This window comes from Rhodococcus sp. NPDC060090, assembly GCF_042729855.1.
Lineage (GTDB): Bacteria > Actinomycetota > Actinomycetes > Mycobacteriales > Mycobacteriaceae > Rhodococcus.
The window spans coordinates 295,127-311,181 of the sequence record NZ_JBHWXB010000004.1 but is presented as its reverse complement, the minus strand read 5'-3'; the positions used below and the strand labels follow the sequence as shown (position 1 = coordinate 311,181).

At 65.7% G+C, this 16,055-nt stretch carries 17 protein-coding genes and 5 tRNA genes; 11 read left to right on the top strand and 11 right to left on the bottom strand.

The genetic code is table 11. From position 1 onward, the window contains the following. Positions 1-127: 127 nt before the first annotated feature. Both ACFWCF_RS08060 and ACFWCF_RS08055 read right to left on the bottom strand, forming a co-directional pair. Positions 128-739, bottom strand: coding sequence for a DUF937 domain-containing protein (locus ACFWCF_RS08060; RefSeq protein ID WP_378559356.1), 612 nt, complete (start codon positions 737-739; stop codon positions 128-130). A gap of 69 nt (positions 740-808) precedes the next feature. Next, a complete protein-coding gene (locus ACFWCF_RS08055) occupies positions 809-1,264 on the bottom strand; it encodes a hypothetical protein (protein ID WP_378492120.1) in 456 nt (151 codons plus the stop codon). A gap of 127 nt (positions 1,265-1,391) precedes the next feature. Between ACFWCF_RS08055 and ACFWCF_RS08050 the strand changes: the two genes are divergently transcribed. Next, entirely contained in the window at positions 1,392-2,036 is a 645-nt protein-coding gene (locus ACFWCF_RS08050) for a hypothetical protein (RefSeq protein ID WP_378492121.1), read from the top strand. Positions 2,037-2,097: 61 nt separating this feature from the next. On the opposite strand, the gene ACFWCF_RS08045 is transcribed toward ACFWCF_RS08050, so the two are convergent. Continuing rightward, positions 2,098-2,170, bottom strand: a tRNA-Lys gene (locus tag ACFWCF_RS08045). A gap of 235 nt (positions 2,171-2,405) precedes the next feature. On the opposite strand from ACFWCF_RS08045, the gene ACFWCF_RS08040 reads away from it, so the two are divergent. From ACFWCF_RS08040 to ACFWCF_RS08005, 8 genes are all read left to right on the top strand, one after another. Then, complete coding sequence (locus tag ACFWCF_RS08040; RefSeq protein WP_378492122.1) at positions 2,406-3,047, top strand: TetR family transcriptional regulator; 642 nt, start codon at positions 2,406-2,408, stop codon at positions 3,045-3,047. A gap of 109 nt (positions 3,048-3,156) precedes the next feature. After that, positions 3,157-3,229, top strand: a tRNA-Glu gene (locus tag ACFWCF_RS08035). 54 nt (positions 3,230-3,283) lie between these two features. After that, positions 3,284-3,357: transfer RNA gene (locus ACFWCF_RS08030), tRNA-Asp, on the top strand. A 38-nt stretch (positions 3,358-3,395) separates the two neighbouring features. After that, a tRNA-Phe gene (locus ACFWCF_RS08025) sits at positions 3,396-3,469 on the top strand. Between the two features lie 105 nt (positions 3,470-3,574). After that, a tRNA-Asp gene (locus tag ACFWCF_RS08020) sits at positions 3,575-3,648 on the top strand. A 185-nt stretch (positions 3,649-3,833) separates the two neighbouring features. Then, complete coding sequence (locus ACFWCF_RS08015; protein WP_378559353.1) at positions 3,834-5,066, top strand: glycosyltransferase family 4 protein; 1,233 nt, start codon at positions 3,834-3,836, stop codon at positions 5,064-5,066. Beyond that, positions 5,066-5,797, top strand: coding sequence for a class I SAM-dependent methyltransferase (locus ACFWCF_RS08010; RefSeq protein WP_378559350.1), 732 nt, complete (start codon positions 5,066-5,068; stop codon positions 5,795-5,797). The genes ACFWCF_RS08015 and ACFWCF_RS08010 overlap by 1 nt, the downstream gene beginning before the upstream one ends. Before the next feature lies 1 nt (position 5,798). Beyond that, a complete protein-coding gene (locus tag ACFWCF_RS08005; protein ID WP_378559466.1) occupies positions 5,799-6,872 on the top strand; it encodes a prenyltransferase in 1,074 nt (357 codons plus the stop codon). A gap of 45 nt (positions 6,873-6,917) precedes the next feature. On the opposite strand, the gene ACFWCF_RS08000 is transcribed toward ACFWCF_RS08005, so the two are convergent. The 8 genes from ACFWCF_RS08000 to ACFWCF_RS07965 all read right to left on the bottom strand — a co-directional run bounded on the left by ACFWCF_RS08000 (position 6,918) and on the right by ACFWCF_RS07965 (position 14,106). Then, positions 6,918-7,568, bottom strand: coding sequence for a class I SAM-dependent methyltransferase (locus ACFWCF_RS08000; protein ID WP_378559347.1), 651 nt, complete (start codon positions 7,566-7,568; stop codon positions 6,918-6,920). An 81-nt stretch (positions 7,569-7,649) separates the two neighbouring features. Further along, complete coding sequence (locus ACFWCF_RS07995; protein WP_378559344.1) at positions 7,650-8,687, bottom strand: phosphotransferase; 1,038 nt, start codon at positions 8,685-8,687, stop codon at positions 7,650-7,652. Next, a complete protein-coding gene (locus ACFWCF_RS07990) occupies positions 8,684-9,790 on the bottom strand; it encodes a TIGR03857 family LLM class F420-dependent oxidoreductase (protein ID WP_378559341.1) in 1,107 nt (368 codons plus the stop codon). The genes ACFWCF_RS07995 and ACFWCF_RS07990 overlap by 4 nt, the downstream gene beginning before the upstream one ends. Beyond that, positions 9,787-10,155: a carboxymuconolactone decarboxylase family protein gene (locus tag ACFWCF_RS07985; RefSeq protein WP_378559338.1), complete on the bottom strand. Its 369-nt coding sequence runs from the start codon at positions 10,153-10,155 to the stop codon at positions 9,787-9,789. Before ACFWCF_RS07985 ends, ACFWCF_RS07990 begins: the two co-directional genes overlap by 4 nt. Beyond that, a complete protein-coding gene (locus ACFWCF_RS07980) occupies positions 10,152-11,039 on the bottom strand; it encodes an NAD(P)-dependent oxidoreductase (protein ID WP_378559335.1) in 888 nt (295 codons plus the stop codon). Before ACFWCF_RS07980 ends, ACFWCF_RS07985 begins: the two co-directional genes overlap by 4 nt. Further along, positions 11,036-11,785, bottom strand: a complete 750-nt coding sequence (locus ACFWCF_RS07975; protein ID WP_378559332.1) for an SDR family oxidoreductase — start codon at positions 11,783-11,785, stop codon at positions 11,036-11,038. Before ACFWCF_RS07975 ends, ACFWCF_RS07980 begins: the two co-directional genes overlap by 4 nt. A gap of 41 nt (positions 11,786-11,826) precedes the next feature. Further along, positions 11,827-13,296 carry an aldehyde dehydrogenase gene (locus tag ACFWCF_RS07970; RefSeq protein ID WP_378559329.1) on the bottom strand — a complete coding sequence of 490 codons (1,470 nt, stop codon included), beginning with the start codon at positions 13,294-13,296 and terminating at the stop codon, positions 11,827-11,829. Between the two features lie 210 nt (positions 13,297-13,506). Next, positions 13,507-14,106 carry a TetR/AcrR family transcriptional regulator gene (locus ACFWCF_RS07965; protein WP_378559326.1) on the bottom strand — a complete coding sequence of 200 codons (600 nt, stop codon included), beginning with the start codon at positions 14,104-14,106 and terminating at the stop codon, positions 13,507-13,509. A gap of 86 nt (positions 14,107-14,192) precedes the next feature. On the opposite strand from ACFWCF_RS07965, the gene ACFWCF_RS07960 reads away from it, so the two are divergent. Both ACFWCF_RS07960 and ACFWCF_RS07955 read left to right on the top strand, forming a co-directional pair. After that, positions 14,193-15,416 carry a cytochrome P450 gene (locus ACFWCF_RS07960; protein ID WP_378559323.1) on the top strand — a complete coding sequence of 408 codons (1,224 nt, stop codon included), beginning with the start codon at positions 14,193-14,195 and terminating at the stop codon, positions 15,414-15,416. A 76-nt stretch (positions 15,417-15,492) separates the two neighbouring features. Beyond that, a complete protein-coding gene (locus ACFWCF_RS07955) occupies positions 15,493-16,053 on the top strand; it encodes a TetR/AcrR family transcriptional regulator (RefSeq protein ID WP_378559463.1) in 561 nt (186 codons plus the stop codon). Positions 16,054-16,055 lie beyond the last annotated feature (2 nt).

The following is a 16,055-nucleotide window of genomic DNA, read 5'->3' as shown; positions in this document are numbered from 1 at the left end:
CCCCGTCACAAACGTCCGTGGCTACGGTACCGGGTCCCTACTGTGTACCGCCTGAAGTCCCCGGATCGGGAAGCGGCCCCGGTGGGTTCCGGGGCCCGCGTCCGAACGTGAGTTCAGATGGTGCCGATCAGCGCTTTCCTCCGCCGAGGAGGCCGCCGAGAAGCCCGCCGAGTCCGCCGCTGGAATTGCCGCCCAGAACGCCCCCGAGTATGTCGCCCAGTCCGCCGCCGGTGTTACCGGAGCCGCCCGCTGCGTTCTTCAACAGTCCGCCGAGCAGATCGCCGAGGACGCCCTGGTTGCCTGCGCTTGCCGTCGTCGTGGTGGGGGCCGTGGTGGGAGCGGTGATCTGCTTCGCGATGTAGGACAGGACGATCGGCGCCAGGATCGGCAGCAGTTGTGCGATGAGGTCTTTGCCTCCGGAACCGTTGACCGAACCCAGCGTGCTGATGACCTGGTCCTTGTTGTTGCCGAACACGTTGGCGACGATCTTGTTGCCGTCGGCGGTGTCGACCTTCGCGACGTCGACTCCGTTGTCGAGGATCGTCGAACCCGAATGCTTGTTCACGGCCGACATCAGAGAGGCAGCTCCCGCCGCGTCCTGCGCGTTCGCGTCCAGGCCACCGACGAGGGTCGGGAGGGCCGCGCGGACAGCGGTCTCCGCCGTTGCGGTGTCGACGCCGAGCTTCTGCGCCACCTGATCGATCGGTACCTGAGAGATCAGTTCGTCAAGACTTGCCATGGACCCTCGCCTGGTCAGGGGCGCCACCCGATGGACGCCGGTGGGCTGAGCGTATCGACAGTGCCGCCGTCAGCTGCGTGCCCGCTGCCGGGAGGGGCGCAGCGAGACCAGGCAGCACACCAATCCGACGAGGGTGCCGCTGGCCAGCAGCACGAATCCGTTCTGGTTGGTCAATGCCGTGCTGTGGTTCTCCGCCAGATAGGCGCCGTGCGACTGGAAGATACGCACCGCGGCGGCCACACACACCGACAATGCGAGGACGGTGCCTGCCCAGCCGGTGATTACGGAGTCGAACAGTGCGGCGATCAACAGCAGCACCGATGCCGCCGCGAGTGGAATCGCAAGGGACTCGTACAGCGGTAGTTCCGCAACGACAAGGCTTGTGGGATCCCCGCCGGGAAAACCGTCGCGGAGTCCAGAGAGGGGGATTTCGGTGGAGCGAGCTCCTCCGACCATGGGCAAGACGGTGCCGATACCCAATGCCACTGCAGCCAGGAACAGGCCCAGATCCACAAAACTGCGCATGTGCCTCCCACCCCGGATTCGATTAGCGCGTGATCACACTATCCAAAACGGAGCGGTAAACGCGGTGGGAAACGCGAGGGCAAGCAATTGATGCTGTTGGGCCGACGCGAACCGTACGCTGTGTCCCATGTCTGACGCCAGGACATCGTCCGAAATCGGGCGAGCGGGAATGCCGCCGTGGCTCAAGAAGATCGTCACGGTGGTCGCGGCCCTGCTCGTACTTGTCATCACTTACTTCGTGCTCGCCGCATTCGTACCCCGATGGTGGGCGCAACGCATCGCGGGACTTGCCGAAGGCGGATTCTCCCGCGGGATCATGTGGGGCCTGCTGTTCGGAATCCTGTGCACCGCGATCCCACTCATCCTGATCGTGTGGGTCTGGCAGGTACGCGGGTGGAAGTACGGTCGCGGTGTCCAGATTGCGCTCACGGTCCTCGCACTCGTCGTGGCGATACCTAACCTGATGACGCTCAGCGTCGTACTCGGCGGTGGAAACGCGGCGCACGCCGGTGAACGGATCATGGATGTCGACGCACCCGGATTCCGCGGTGCCTCGCTGGTGGGGGCCGTCATCGGTGTGCTCGTGTTCGTGATGCTCGTCGTTGCGGTGGTTCGATACCGGAAGCGGGGGAAGGATCTGCGGGCTGCGCGCGCCGACCTCGAACGGAAGGCGGCCGAAGCCGAGAGGCGCGACTCCGATTCGGCGGGCGGTGCCCCCGCTGCGGAAGGGCTGCCTCCGGAAGATCCGGCCTCTGGGCCTACCGGCCGCTGACCTCCCACACGAACGGAAACGACCCGGCGTCCGTAATTGCGGAACGCCGGGTCGTTCTCTGTGCCCCCAGTAGGGCTCGAACCTACGACCTGCGGATTAAAAGTCCGTAGCTCTACCAACTGAGCTATAGGGGCATGGGCGCACAGTGTAACCACACTGTGCAGCCAGATCGTATCGGACACGAAATCCGAATACTTCGATGGGCTCGGGTGCACACCCCCTGCTTCCGCACCCGAGCCGCGGAAAGCATACCACTCGGTGTGTTCTGTGGTTCACGGCGTTCTGCGGAGCAGGTCACCCGGCCGCTTCGGATGCTGCGCGACTAGAGTTTCCTGCGGGGGTCGGATATTCGGAGGGCTCGATTCGTTCATGTCACGTCAACAGGAACGTGCGCGTCGTACGCGTTCCGCGATCATCAAGGCGGCTGCCGTCGAGTTCGCGAAGCGCGGCTACGGCGCCGCGTCGATCAACTCGATTCTCGAACATTCGAACGCCACCAAGGGCGCGATGTACTTCCACTTCGCATCCAAGGACGAACTCGCCCGCGCGGTCCTCGAAGAAGGACTCGAGCACTACCGGACGATCGTGACGCACTGGGTCGAGGCGGCAGACCTGGACCCGTTCGAACGTCTGCACGGAATGGTCGCGGACCTCGGGGAGGCGCTGCGCAACGACGACGTGATCGCGGCCGAGTTCAGGCTCGTCACCGAACCCGAGTTCATGAGCGAAGCGCAACTGCGCGGCAGCTACATCTGGGGCAGGGCGGGCTATCGGCTCGCGATCGAAGCCCAAGAGCAAGGACTGTTCCGTCCGGGCGTGGACATCCGCAGGTTCATCGAAGCGGTCGGGTCGTCGCTGGCCGGCCAGCGCTACCTCGCCGACCTCACGTCCCCGGAGATCGACGTCAAGTCCAAATTCGAGGCGTGCCTCGAGGTTCCTCTCGAAGCGATGGCCTCGGAACAGTGGCTGACTCGGTGGCGCGAGCATGGTTGGCCGCAGACGCCGGATTAGTGGCATGACCTGTGGATTTGTGAATCAGGAATGCTGTGACATAAGCTGTCCAAGCTCCCAGCGGAACGGAAAATCCCGTTGAGGGTGCGTGCCGGAGGAATCCGGTCGGGCCCCCTTCGTCTAGCGGCCTAGGACGCCGCCCTTTCAAGGCGGTAGCGCGGGTTCGAATCCCGTAGGGGGTACACTTCGGTTTCGGCCGGATGTGTGCAGTACGCTGGCAGAGAATTGAATAGCAAGGCCCTGTGGCGCAGTTGGTTAGCGCGCCGCCCTGTCACGGCGGAGGTCGCGGGTTCGAGTCCCGTCAGGGTCGCAGAGGTATGCGATCGGCATTCGGTTCGGGTGCCATCCGGCCAGGTAGCTCAGTTGGTACGAGCGTCCGCCTGAAAAGCGGAAGGTCGCCGGTTCGATCCCGGCCCTGGCCACAACGATGGTCGAGTTCGACTATCGACAAATGAATACAGGCAAATGAATACGACGGACCCACCGCGTGCGGTGGGTCCCGCTATGAGAGCCCAGCGGGCTCCTATGGCCCTGTAGCGCAGTTGGTTAGCGCGCCGCCCTGTCACGGCGGAGGTCGCGGGTTCGAGTCCCGTCAGGGTCGCTCCACACGAAGGCCCGGTATCGATGAGATACCGGGCCTTCGTCGTCGTTTCAGTCCGATGCCGTTGCAGTCCGATACTGTTGCCGACACCAGACCACTCCTGTTACCGCGACCGGGTGAACATGTTCTAGTGTGTGCCCTACGTAACTGAATGGACACGTGTCCGAACAATTCCGGGGGTTGATGTGCGCATAGCTCTGCTGTCGTACCGGAGCAAACCGCACTGTGGTGGTCAGGGTGTCTACGTCCGCCACCTCAGTCGGGAGCTCGCAGCCCAAGGTCACGACGTCGAAGTGTTCTCGGGTCAGCCGTACCCGGAACTCGACCCTGCCGTGACTTTGACGAAGGTACCCAGCCTCGACCTCTATCGCGACGACGACCCGTTCCGCACACCGCGACCCGGCGAGTACCGAGACCTGATCGACGTTCTCGAAGTCGCCACCATGTGGACCGCCGGGTTCCCGGAACCACGCACCTTCGGGATTCGCGCGGCGCGGCTGCTGCGCGACCGAGTCGCCGATTTCGACGTCGTCCACGACAACCAGTCACTCGGTTCGGGCCTTCTCCGCATCGCGAAGGATCTACCGCTGGTCGCGACCATCCACCATCCGATCACCCGCGACCGCGAACTCGATCTCGCGTCGGCCCCCACACTGCGTCGCAAGCTCACGTTGCGGCGCTGGTACGGATTCCTGCGCATGCAGGGGCGGGTCGCCCGGAAGATACCGACGTTGCTCACGGTCTCAGAGAATTCCGCCGACGACATCCGCACTGCCTTCGACATCGAGCCGGACCGCCTCCACACGATCCCACTCGGCGTCGACACCGACCTGTTCGCGCCACCGTCCACGCCCAGGGTCGCGGGGCGCATCGTGTGCGTGGCCAGCGCCGACGCCCCCCTCAAGGGGGTGCCCACGCTGCTCGAGGCCGTCGCCAAGCTGCACACCGAGCGTGAGATCGAGCTCGTGCTCGTCTCCAAGCTCGCCCCCGGTGGTGCCACCGAGCGCCTCATCGACGACCTCGCCATCGGTGATGTCGTGCGCACCGTGTCGGGGATCGACGACGCTGCGCTCGCGGAGCTCCTCGCGTCGGCGGAGGTCGCTGCAGTGCCGTCGCTGTACGAGGGCTTCTCACTGCCGGCGGTCGAAGCCATGGCGTGCGGGACGCCGCTCGTGGCCAGTCGCGCGGGTGCGATACCGGAGGTGGTCGGCGATGCAGGCGAGCTCGTGCCACCGGGTGACGCCGAACAGTTGGCCGCCGCGATCGCGGCGCTGCTCGACGACCCGGATCGGCGGGCCCGACTCGGCGCTGCCGCTCGCTCGCGCGTCGAAGAGAAGTACAGCTGGGCCGCAGTCGCTGCGCAGACCGCGGCCGTCTACGAGAGCGCGATCGCTGCACACGAAGGAAGGACCGACTGATGCTGACCGTCGACTTCGACCGGCTGGGGGTGCGGCCGGGGTGCCGCGCGATCGACATCGGTGCCGGTGCAGGCAGGCACTCCTTCGAGTTGTACCGGCGTGGCGCGGATGTTGTCGCATTCGATCGCAGCGCCGACGACATGAAGGCGGTCGCCGACATGTTCGTGGCGATGGACCTCGAGGGTCAGGCTCCCGAGGGCGCTCTCGCCCGCGCCGAGGTGGGTGACGCGCTGGCGCTGCCGTATGCCGACGACACCTTCGATGTGGTCCTGATTTCCGAAGTGCTCGAACATGTTCCCGAAGACGAGCGGGCGATCGCAGAGGTCGTCCGGGTTCTCAAGCCCGGTGGTGTTGCAGCGGTGACTGTCCCGCGGTGGTTCCCCGAGAAGATCTGCTGGGCACTGTCGGACGCCTACCACGAGGTCGAGGGCGGGCACGTGCGCATCTACAAGGCGGACGAGCTGGCTTCGAAGCTCACCGCGGCGGGTTTGGCGGTGCGCGGGACCGATCACGCCCACGCGTTGCATTCGCCGTACTGGTGGCTCAAGTGCGCGGTCGGCGTCGACAACGAGAACAATCCGCTGACGAAGGCGTATCACCGGATGCTCGTGTGGGATCTGATGGAGGGGCCGTGGCTGACCCGCACCGCGGAGAAGCTGCTCGACCCCGTCATCGGAAAGAGCGTCGTGTTCTATCTCGAGAAGCCGGGTGCATCCGGTGCGCCGCAGTGAGCTGCATCGGCAGATGATGCCGCATGTGCCCGGCGTCCTGTCGCGCGACGAGTGCCTGGCGACGGGGCGTGCGATTGCGCGCATGCAGGAGCCGTCCGGGGCGATTCCCTGGTTTCCCGGTGGCCACACCGATCCGTGGGATCACATCGAATCCGCAATGGCGCTCACCGTCACCGGACTGCTCGACGAAGCGTCGGCTGCCTTCGACTTTCTGCGCAGGACGCAGCGGTCCGATGGCTCGTGGCCCGTGAAGTACCACAACGGGATCATCGAGAACACCGATACCGACAGCAATTTCACCGCATACATCGCCGTGGGGGTGTGGCATCACCATCTCGTCACCGGCGACCGGATGTTCACCACCGGGATGTGGCCGACCGTGCGGGCAGCGCTCGACCACGTCGTCGACATGCAGTTTCCCGGTGGGCACATCGCGTGGGCGCGAGGATCCGGTGGCCTCGTCGACGAGGCACTGCTCACCGGATGCGCCAGCATCCACCAGAGCTTGCGGTGCGGTGTGCAGCTCGCCGAACTCGTCGACGACCCGCAGCCGGAATGGGAAGTGGCACTGTATCGATTGGGACATGCCCTGCGCAGGCACCCAGAGTTGTTCACGCCGAAGCCCGAGTATTCGATGGACTGGTACTACCCGATACTCGGTGGTGCATTGCGCGGCCCAGAAGCGCATCGGCGCATCCGGGAGAGATGGTCCGATTTCGTCGTGGACGGACTCGGGATCCGCTGTGTCGACCACAAACCGTGGGTGACCGGCGCCGAAACGTGCGAGCTCGTCCTCGCGCTCGATGCTCTCGGCGACAGCGCGCGAGCGAACGAGTTGTTCGCGGCCATGCAACACCTGCGCGACCCGGACGGCTCGTACTGGACGGGACTCGTCTACGACGACGGCAAACGGTGGCCCGTCGAGGTCAGTTCGTGGACGAGTGCGGCGGTGATCCTCGCGGCGGATGCGTTGTCGCGGACGACCGGAGGAAATGCGCTGTTCCGCGACGCCGCTGTGCCCCCGGCGCAGTTGGGCCCGGATCACTGCACCGAGCGCTGCGAGGTATTCGTCTGACGCCCGACCGGGGGCACCGGCTCGTATGGAGCGTTGTAAGTGCTCCTACGACCCGACGACGCCCCCGGTGCGTTCGAGCACCCGCAACGACCCGGCGACAGAGACCTCGGTGAACTCCCCGCTTTCGAGTGCGCGGCAATAGATCTCGTACGGCGGACGTCCGCCGTCGGCAGGGTCGGGGAACACGTCGTGGATGATCAGGGCACCGCCCGGTTCCACCCACCGTGCCCAGCCCGCGTAGTCCGCCTGCGCTGCTTCGCTGCTGTGCCCGCCGTCGATGAAGACGAAGGAGAGTGGTGTGCGCCAGAATGCCGCGACCTGAGGGGAACTACCCACGATCGCGACGACGTGCGACTCGAGGGCTCCGTCGGAGAGGGTGTGCCGCAGTTTTCCGACCGTATCCAGCCTGCCGGTGTGCGGGTCGACCAGCGACGAATCGTGGTATTCCCAGCCCGGCTGATGTTCTTCGGAACCGTGGTGGTGATCGACGGTGACAATGGTCCCGCCCGTCGCCTTCGCAGCTTCGCCCAGATACACCGTGGAGCGGCCGCAGTAGGTGCCGATCTCGACGCCCACCCCGTCGCCGAGATAGCGAACGGCTGCGTCGTGCAGCGCCGTGCCCTCGTCGATGGGCATGAAACCCGGTGTTGCTTCTGCGAGTTCGATCGCTTCGCGGGGGAGGGTGGTGCGAGTCATCGCGGTCGGTCTCCGTTCGTCGGACGAGCTGAGCGTTCGATGCGTCACATTACCGAGCGTGCTCGGTGTGCGATACCGCCGTCATCCGATGACGCCGAAGCTGTCGAGGTCGCGGATCGCTGCACACGAACGCGCCACCATTGCTGCGAACATCCGGTCTCCCCGCTCGGTCCGGGTGCCGAAGGCACATCCGAATACCGCGATGAGCGGGCCCTGCAGTACACCGAACCGGTAGTCGTCCCAGCACTCGGCGAATGCAAAGCGCTCCACGCCCTGCTCGACGAGCCTGCGGTGGTACGCGGTGACCAGATGGTGTTCGTGGTCGCGACGCAAGGCGGGAGGCAACGATGTGCCGAGAAAATACGCGAGGTCGCGGGCGGGAAGGCCCAGGGTGATCGTCTGCCAATCCACGGCCGTCACACCGGGAGCACCGTCGTCGGGGAACATGAGATTGTCGAGGCGATAGTCGCCGTGCAGCACGGTGAAACGTTCACTGCGAGCGGTCATCCACCGTTCGGTGGCGTCGACACATGAGCGTAAGGTGTCGGTGTCGCTGTCGTCGAGCAGGTCGCCCAGATCCGCGACGAAGGTATCCACCGCAGGCCCGTACAACTCCGAGAGCATGCGGGCCTGAGCCTCGTCGGGCCGTCCGAGCCATTCCAGGCCGAGCAGATCCGCATCGTTCCACCGCGGGGCGTGCAGATCGGCGAGATTGCGAACGGCGTCGAGTGCTTCTACCGGTGTACATCCGCGGATCTGATCACCCTGCCGGGCGGGGGCGAGATCCTCGAGCAGGAGCGTGAAGTTCCCGTCGTCGCCGAGCGCCGCGAAGTGACATCGGGGAGCCCGGACGGCGACGGTCGCTGCGAGATCGGTGTAGAACCGGACTTCGCCGCGGTACGCGCCTGCGAGCATCGCGCGCATACCGGTGTCGGCTGCGGGAAGCTTGGCGACGAGTCGTTCCGGCACCCCGTCGCCGGTGAGTTCGAGCCGGTGGCACGTGCCGACCTGCCCGGTACCGATGGGCTCCGCGCGGACGCTGTGTACGGGGGCGTCGAGGGCGGCGCTGAGCCACTCGGGGGTCAGCTCTGCAATATCGGACACGACGGTGTTGCTCACCGAGTACTCCATCCGGGATTTGCGGGCAGATGTGCGAAACGGCGGGGAGTGCGGAGGTGCCGCCACGCGTCGAGAACCGGAGCCAGCTCTGCGGGAGTGGCCCCGTGCAGGATCACGCTGTCGGCGCCGGCGTCGAATTGGTCGGCGATCCGCTCGGCGCATTGCTGGGATGTGCCGGTGGCCGACGCCGCGAGCCAGTGTTCGGGCAAGTGCGCCTCCAGGTGCCGGAGCACCTCGTCGGTACCGGTCGCATCGAATGCGCCCTGGTGTTGCTGCACGATCGGGTCTGCGCGGAACCGCTCGAGGTCGGAGGGGGACCACCCGTTGGCCTTGACCAGCACGTCGCCGTAGCCCTGGAGATAGGTGGCGAGTCTGCCCACGAGTTTGCGTCGTCGTTCCGTGTCGGGGATGGACTCTTCGACGGTCGCCAGTACCGACCAGATTCGGACGGAGGCCGGGTCGCGTCCGGCGCCGGCAGCGGCGTCGCGCACGATCTTCACGGCCCGCGCCACCGTCGCGTCGGAGAAGAAGGTGTGCAGGACCACGCCGTCGGCGATGCGTCCCGCGAGCTCGAGTGATCGGTCGCCGAGTGCGACCATGAGAATCGGGATGCGATCTGTTCCGTCGGCGGTGCGACGCAGGTACGGGAACGTGCCTGCGGGACCGTCGTGGCCGACTACCGCGTCGCCGCGGAACAGCGTGCGGAGAAGCCCGACGGTGTCGTCGAGCCGTGCCGACGACACTCGCGGCAGACCCATCAGGTCGAACAGGGCCCCGAAGCCGCGGCCGAGCCCAAGGGCGTAGCGGCCTCCACTGAGCCGGTGGGCGGTGGTGGCCATGGTCGCGGTCACCATCGGATGACGGGTCTGGGGGTTCGTCGCGGCGGTACCTATCCCGATCGATTCGCTGATGGCCGCGACTGCCCCGGCGAGCACGCCCGCGTCCTTGGTGTCGAATCGTTCGGACAGGAATACCGCGCCGAGACCGAGTTGTTCGCCGTAGCGGATCTCATGGAGCAACTCGCGCGGGTCGGGAGCGTGCCCGGCAAGCGCATAGAAGCCGAGTTCAGGAAACTCGGGAGCGGCGAGCGCGCCCACTGTCATGAGCGTGCAGAGGTACGACGTGCGTGCAGTGCACTGCCGACCGCGTTGTCCAGTTTCGTTCCGAGGGGCCAGCCCACGTAGTGCGACAGGAACAATGCGATCTCCCGCAGTTGCTCCTCGTCGAGTTCTTCGTTGTGCAGCGCGGCGCCGATCTGGATCTCGGCGACGTCGCTCAGCCCCTGCGCGGCCAGGGCGCCGAGCAGCAGCAGGCGCCGGTCGCGGAGGCTCAGACCGGGTCGCGACCAGATGTCGGCGAACAGGTGATCGGCGGTGGCGGCGAAATGGGCGCCCGGTCCGTCCTGGAACTCGAATCCGTAGACCTTCCCCATCATCTCGAGTCCGCGTTCGCGCTTGTCGTCGGTCACGACTGTTCCTCCATGCTGTGGGTGCGTGCGATGTCGCCGATCCCGACTCCGAGGCCGGGGCCGAGGCCCGCGAGGGCGCGTGCTGCGAGTGGAAGTTCGACCTCGAGTCGGTCACCGAGCGCCAGTGCGAGCGCCAGATCCTTCTCGCCCAGTGCGCGCACGTGCGAGAAGATCGGAAACCAGGAATCGTCGGGTTCGAGCGGGGAGGTGTTGTCGCGCCACATGATCGAACCGGCACCTCCGGTGATCGCGTCGGTGTGCCGGACGACTTTTCCGAGTTCGGTGATGTCGATTCCGGCGGCTTCGGCGAGTCGTTGGGCTTCGGTCGCGGCGGTGAACGACACGAAGTGAAGCAGATTCCGGGCAAGTTTCATCCGGGTACCCGCACCGACCGGGCCGGCATGCACCACGAGCGCGGCGAACGCGCTGAACGGCTCTTCGATCTTAGCGAAAGCCTTGTCGGATGCTCCGACCATGACGGCCAAAGCGGCTTTCTTCGCGCCCGCCGCGCCGCCGCTGACCGGTGCATCGACGAACTCGACCCCGCGTGCGGTGCATTGTTCGGCCAGGTCGACGGCCGTGGTGTCGGAGATCGTCGAGTGCACAGCGATCACCGTGCCCGGTGTCGCGGTGGACAGCAGTCCGCCGGGACCGGCGACGACGTCGCGCACTTGGGCGTCGTCGAGCACCGTCACGCACACGATGTCGCTGACCGATGCGAGTTCTGCTGCGTCCGAGACGGAGTGGGCGCCCGCTTCGATGAAGGGACTGAGCGCATCGGGGTTGGTATCGAGGACGGTCACGCTGCCGTGGTGGTCCAGCAGGCGGCGAGCCATCGGTGCGCCCATGTTGCCGAGACCGATATAGCCGATTCGAGCCTTCACGAGCGGATCACCTGACCTCCGTCGACGTTGAAGATCTGGCCGGTGACCCAGCCCGCTTCGTCGGAGAGCAGGAACAAGCACATGCCGACGAGGTCGTCGGGGGTGCCGATCCGCTTGAGCGGCAACTGTTTCACCATGTCGGCGACCATGTTCGAGGGGGTGGTGGTACGGGTGGCTTCGGTGTCGATGGGTCCGGGTGCGATAGCGTTGATGCGGATGTTCGATCCGCCGAGCTCGACGGCGAGTTGCTGTGTGAGGCCGTTGATTCCGACCTTTGCGAGCCCGTAGAAGCCCGAGTACACCCACGCGGCGGTGGACGACTGGTTGACGATCGACCCGCCACTACTCGTCATGTGCGGCCACACGGCGCGGGTGATGTTGAGGGCGCCGTCGAGATTGACGCTCATGAACTTCTTGTAGTAGTCCCACGGAACGGTGAGTAGGAGGTCGAGTTTCATTCCTCCGTAGATCGCGGCGTTGTTGACGACGTGATCGATGCCGCCGTAGGTCTCGACGGTCTTGTCGGCGAGTTCCTTTGCCGAATCGGGATCGGAGACGTCTACGCGCAGGAATGTGGCGGCGCCGCCGTCGACGACGATCTGCTTGGCGACCTGCTCGCCGAGCTCGGCATCGATATCGGCGACCACCACGCGTGCGCCCTCGGCTGCGAGCGCTCGTGCGTACGCCTCGCCGATTCCTTGGGCGGCTCCGGTGACGATCGCGGTGCGATCGTTGAATCTGGCCATGGTGCTGGTCCTTTCGGATTCGTCGCGGGTGGGCGACGACGTCAGTTCGCGGGTTCTGCGACGAGCTTGGTCTCCAGGTATTCCTCGAATCCGGCCAGTCCCATTTCCCGGCCGATCCCGGATTGCTTGTAACCACCGAACGGTGCGTCGGCGGCGTACCAGATGCCACCGTTGACTCCGAGGGTGCCGGTGCGGACTCCCGCGACGACCCGGTCGATGCGGTCGGGGTCGGTGCCGTACACCGCACCGGAGAGCCCGTACGGGGAGTCGTTGGCGATGCGGATCGAATCGTCGTCGCCGTCGTGGGGCAGGATCACCAGCACCGGTCCGAAGATCTCCTCCTGTGCCGTGCGCGCAGAGTTGTCGAGGCCCGAGATCAGGGTGGGCTCGACGAAGAACCCACGATCGTGTTCGGCGGGTCGTCCACCTCCGACCACGATCGTGCCGCCCTCCTCCACAGCGAGGCGGATGTAACCTTCGACGCGGTCGCGCTGCCGCGCCGAAATCAATGGGCCGCAGACGGTGCCGGGGTCGCGTGGATCGCCGGGGCGCAGATTCTGCAGTGTCTTCGCGGTGGCCGCGACGGCGTCGTCGTAGCGGGCGCGTGGCACCAGGAGGCGCGTGGTGATCGCGCAACCCTGCCCGGCGTGCGTGGATACGGTGAACGCCGCCATGGAGCATGCCGCGCGGAGATCGGCGTCGTCGAGTACGACGAATGCAGATTTGCCGCCGAGCTCGAGGAAGACCTTCTTGAGTGACTCCGATGCGGCCCGCATGACCGACTTGCCGGTGGCTGTGGACCCGGTGAACGAGATCAGGTCCACCCGCGGGTCTTCGGCGAGGAGCGCTCCGATGCGGTGGTCGCTCGAGGTCACGATGTTGAGAACGCCTGCCGGGATGTCGGTTTCCTCGGCGGCGATCCTGCCGATCAGCGCTGCGCACCACGGTGTGTCGGGGGCGGGCTTGAGCACCACGGTGTTGCCTGCGGCGAGTGCGGGCCCGATCTTGGCGAAGTTGATCTGGTGAGGGAAGTTCCACGGGGTGATCGCGCCGACCACGCCGACGGCTTCCCGGAGCAGATACCGATGGGTGGGAATTCCCATGGGAGAGGCGTTGCCGAGATCTTTCTTCCACGAATAGTTCTCGGCGAGATCGGCAAACCACAGCAGGTCGTCGACGGGCCCTTCGAGGTGGGCGGCGGAGGTCAGGAACCGGGGTGCGCCGACCTCCGCGATCGTGATCTCCCGGAGTTCCTCGATGTGGCCGCGGATGGCGTCGCGAAGCTGCCGCAGGCAGTGCGCGCGGAAGGCGTGGTCGCGGGACCAGTCGGTGTGGTCGAAGGAGCGGCGCGCAGCCTCGATGGCGGCGTCGAGATCGGCGGCGGTGCCGTCGGCTGCGTGGCCGAGGACCTCTTCGGTGCTGGGATCGAGGATCTCGAACGTGCCGCCGCTGCCGGGGACGAGCTTTCCGTCGATCAGGAGCGTGGAACTGTCGGTCGGGCGCAATGTCATCAGACGATTCCCTTACGTTCTGGACAGGTGTCTGGACTATAGTTCGACATGTTCCGAGAATGCAATGGTTCGAGTGGATGCCGTTACGGGGGAGTCTGATACGACGAGAGCGAGCGTGCAGTTGTTGTCATATTTCTCGTGAGAATCGACAACAACTGCACGCTCGAACGTATTCGCACGCTTCCCCATCTGGGGACGACTGTAATCAGTTTACGTCGCGGTCGCTGCGGAGGGTGTGGGCAGGTGGGCGAGTGCGCCCCGGACCACGGATTCGTAGATTCGGTCGAGGTCGATTTCGTCGCCGAGGAACCCGCTGCTCTCGAGGATCGCGAAGCCGTGCAAGGCCGAGAACATCCCGATCGTGACTTCGAGCGCCCGCTCTTCGGGGACTCCGCACGAGTCCAGCATCGACCCCAGGGCGGCATTCGCATCGAGGCCTGCCGCGATCAGGCCGTCGCGGTCGATCGGAGCGGTGGTCAAGGCCTGATAGCGGCGTGGGTGTGTCGTGGCCCAGGACCGGTGAGCATCGATCAACGCACGTAGGCCGTCCTTGCCGCTGCGGCCCATCGCTACCTCACGCAGGTGTATTCCCAGGTCGGTCATTGCGCGCGCCTGCACTGCAGCTCGGACGTCGTCGAGTCCGCGGACGTGGTTGTAGAGCGAGGCGGCGACGATACCGAGCCGGCTCGACAGCGTGCTCATCGTGAGCTGTTCCCAACCCGCCTCGTCGACGGCGGCGAGGGCGGCGTCGATCACCTTGTCGCGCGTGAGAGTTCGTCGTCGGATGGGCTTGGAATTGTCACGTGCCATGAATTCATTCTAAGGGGCTTCCATTGCAAACGAAGGTATGTAGTTTATAAACGGTAGCCGTTCGCCACCGACTCGTGAGGCGCACCATGACGACATCCCACATCGATCTGAAGAACCCCGACCTCTACACCCAGGGCGTCCCGCACGCCTTCTTCGACGACCTTCGCCGGCAATGCCCGGTCTACTGGCAAGCGGAGGACGACGGGCCGGGGTACTGGGCGGTGACGCGCCATACCGATGTCATCGGAGTCTCGCGCGACACCACGTTCTCTGCCGCGATGGGTTCCACCCAGATCGACGAATTCGACGAGGAGACCCGGCTCAAGCAGGCCTCCATGCTTCTCAATCTCGACCCGCCCGATCACACCCGGTTGCGTCAGCTCGTCAGCCGTGGATTCACACCGCGCGTGATCAAGCAGCTCGAGGGCCACATTCGCGACATCTGTGCGCGCGTGGTCGACGACCTGATAGAAGCGGGCCGCGACGGGCAGGTCGTCGACTTCGTTCCGGTCGCGGCCGCACCTTTGCCGCTCGAGGTGATCGCCGCGCTGCTCGGAGCGCCTGCCGAGGACGTCGGCAAACTCTACGACTGGTCGAACAGAATGATCGGTTGGGACGATCCGGAGTACGGCAGCACTCGGGAGGACGGCGAACTCGCTGCGGCGGAGGTCTTTCTGTATGCGAACGAGATCGCGGCGCAGCGGCGTATCGAGCCCCGCGACGACATCGTCACCAAGCTCATCACTCCGGACGAGCACGGCGACACGCTCACCGAGATGGAATTCGACATGTTATTCGTGCTCCTCGTGATTGCGGGGAACGAGACGACCCGCAACGCGATCTCCGGAGGGGTGCAGGCCTTCATGGAGCATCCCGACCAGTGGCGGCGCCTCCAGGACGAACCGGAGCTCGTGGTGAGTGCCGTGGAGGAGATCCTGCGTTGGGTCAGCCCTGTGATCGGCTTCCGCCGTACCCCGACCTGCCCGGCGGCGATCGGGGAGCAGCCGGTGCAGCGGGGCGACAAGGTGGTGGTCTACTACCCGAGCGCCAACCGCGACGCCGACGTGTTCGACGACCCCCACGTCTTCGACATCGCGCGGGAGGACAACCCGCATGTGGCATTCGGAGGTACCGGGGTGCACTTCTGTCTGGGTGCGCACCTGGCGCGCCTCGAGTTGAAGATCATGTTCGACACTCTCGCGACGCGGCTCGACCGCATCGAGCCGGCGGGGCCCGCTCGGCGTCTGCGATCGAACTTCATCAACGGCATCAAGGCCATGCCGGTACGGATCTACCCGCGTCAGGGATGAATTCATGCGCGAGATGGTCGGCGACCATTGCCGGACGACAGTTGCCGTAGTAATGTCCAGACACGTGTCCAGAAATGTGAATCTCGAATCCACCCGGCGTCGGCTCACCGAACGGCAGGCCGACACCGTGCAGCGGCTCACGCAGGCTGCCGTCGAGGTGCTGGGCGAAGAGGGATTCGCAGGACTGACCGTCCGTATCGTCGCCGCGCGGGCCGGTGTCGCGCCCGCGACCGCCTACACGTACTTCTCGTCCAAGGAGCACCTGGTCGCGGAGGTCTTCTGGCGACGGCTCGCCGCCGCCCCCGTCGAGCTTTCCGACGAAGCGGATCGTGCCGATCGCGTGGTCGCGGTGCTGAGGGGAGTCGCGCTGCTCATGGCCGACGAACCGGAACTGGCTGCCGCCGTCACGAGCGCGTTGCTCGGTCGCGACCCCGACGTCGAGCATCTACGCGCCCGAATCGGTCTCGACATCCGCGAAAGGCTCTCCGCCGCACTCGGGGACGGCGCTGATCCCGACGAAGTCGAGGCGCTCGAGCTTCTCTATGCCGGTGCGCTCGTGCGAGCGGGAATGGGTTACGGAACATACGAAAAGCTTGCCGACAGGCTGGAAATCTCGGCCCGACTGTTATTGGAGTGATC

Excerpts from the sequence above, each read along its gene's own strand:
- ACFWCF_RS07975 (WP_378559332.1), bottom strand. The coding sequence starts at position 11,785 with ATGGCCAGATTCAACGATCGCACCGCGATCGTCACCGGAGCCGCCCAA.
- ACFWCF_RS07990 (WP_378559341.1), bottom strand. The coding sequence starts at position 9,790 with ATGACAGTGGGCGCGCTCGCCGCTCCCGAGTTTCCTGAACTCGGCTTC.
- ACFWCF_RS07960 (WP_378559323.1), top strand. The coding sequence starts at position 14,193 with ATGACGACATCCCACATCGATCTGAAGAACCCCGACCTCTACACCCAG.
- ACFWCF_RS08010 (WP_378559350.1), top strand. The coding sequence starts at position 5,066 with ATGCTGACCGTCGACTTCGACCGGCTGGGGGTGCGGCCGGGGTGCCGC.
- ACFWCF_RS07970 (WP_378559329.1), bottom strand. The coding sequence starts at position 13,296 with ATGACATTGCGCCCGACCGACAGTTCCACGCTCCTGATCGACGGAAAG.
- ACFWCF_RS08060 (WP_378559356.1), bottom strand. The coding sequence starts at position 739 with ATGGCAAGTCTTGACGAACTGATCTCTCAGGTACCGATCGATCAGGTG.
- ACFWCF_RS08000 (WP_378559347.1), bottom strand. The coding sequence starts at position 7,568 with ATGACTCGCACCACCCTCCCCCGCGAAGCGATCGAACTCGCAGAAGCA.
- ACFWCF_RS08050 (WP_378492121.1), top strand. The coding sequence starts at position 1,392 with ATGTCTGACGCCAGGACATCGTCCGAAATCGGGCGAGCGGGAATGCCG.
- ACFWCF_RS08055 (WP_378492120.1), bottom strand. The coding sequence starts at position 1,264 with ATGCGCAGTTTTGTGGATCTGGGCCTGTTCCTGGCTGCAGTGGCATTG.
- ACFWCF_RS07965 (WP_378559326.1), bottom strand. The coding sequence starts at position 14,106 with ATGGCACGTGACAATTCCAAGCCCATCCGACGACGAACTCTCACGCGC.
- ACFWCF_RS08040 (WP_378492122.1), top strand. The coding sequence starts at position 2,406 with ATGTCACGTCAACAGGAACGTGCGCGTCGTACGCGTTCCGCGATCATC.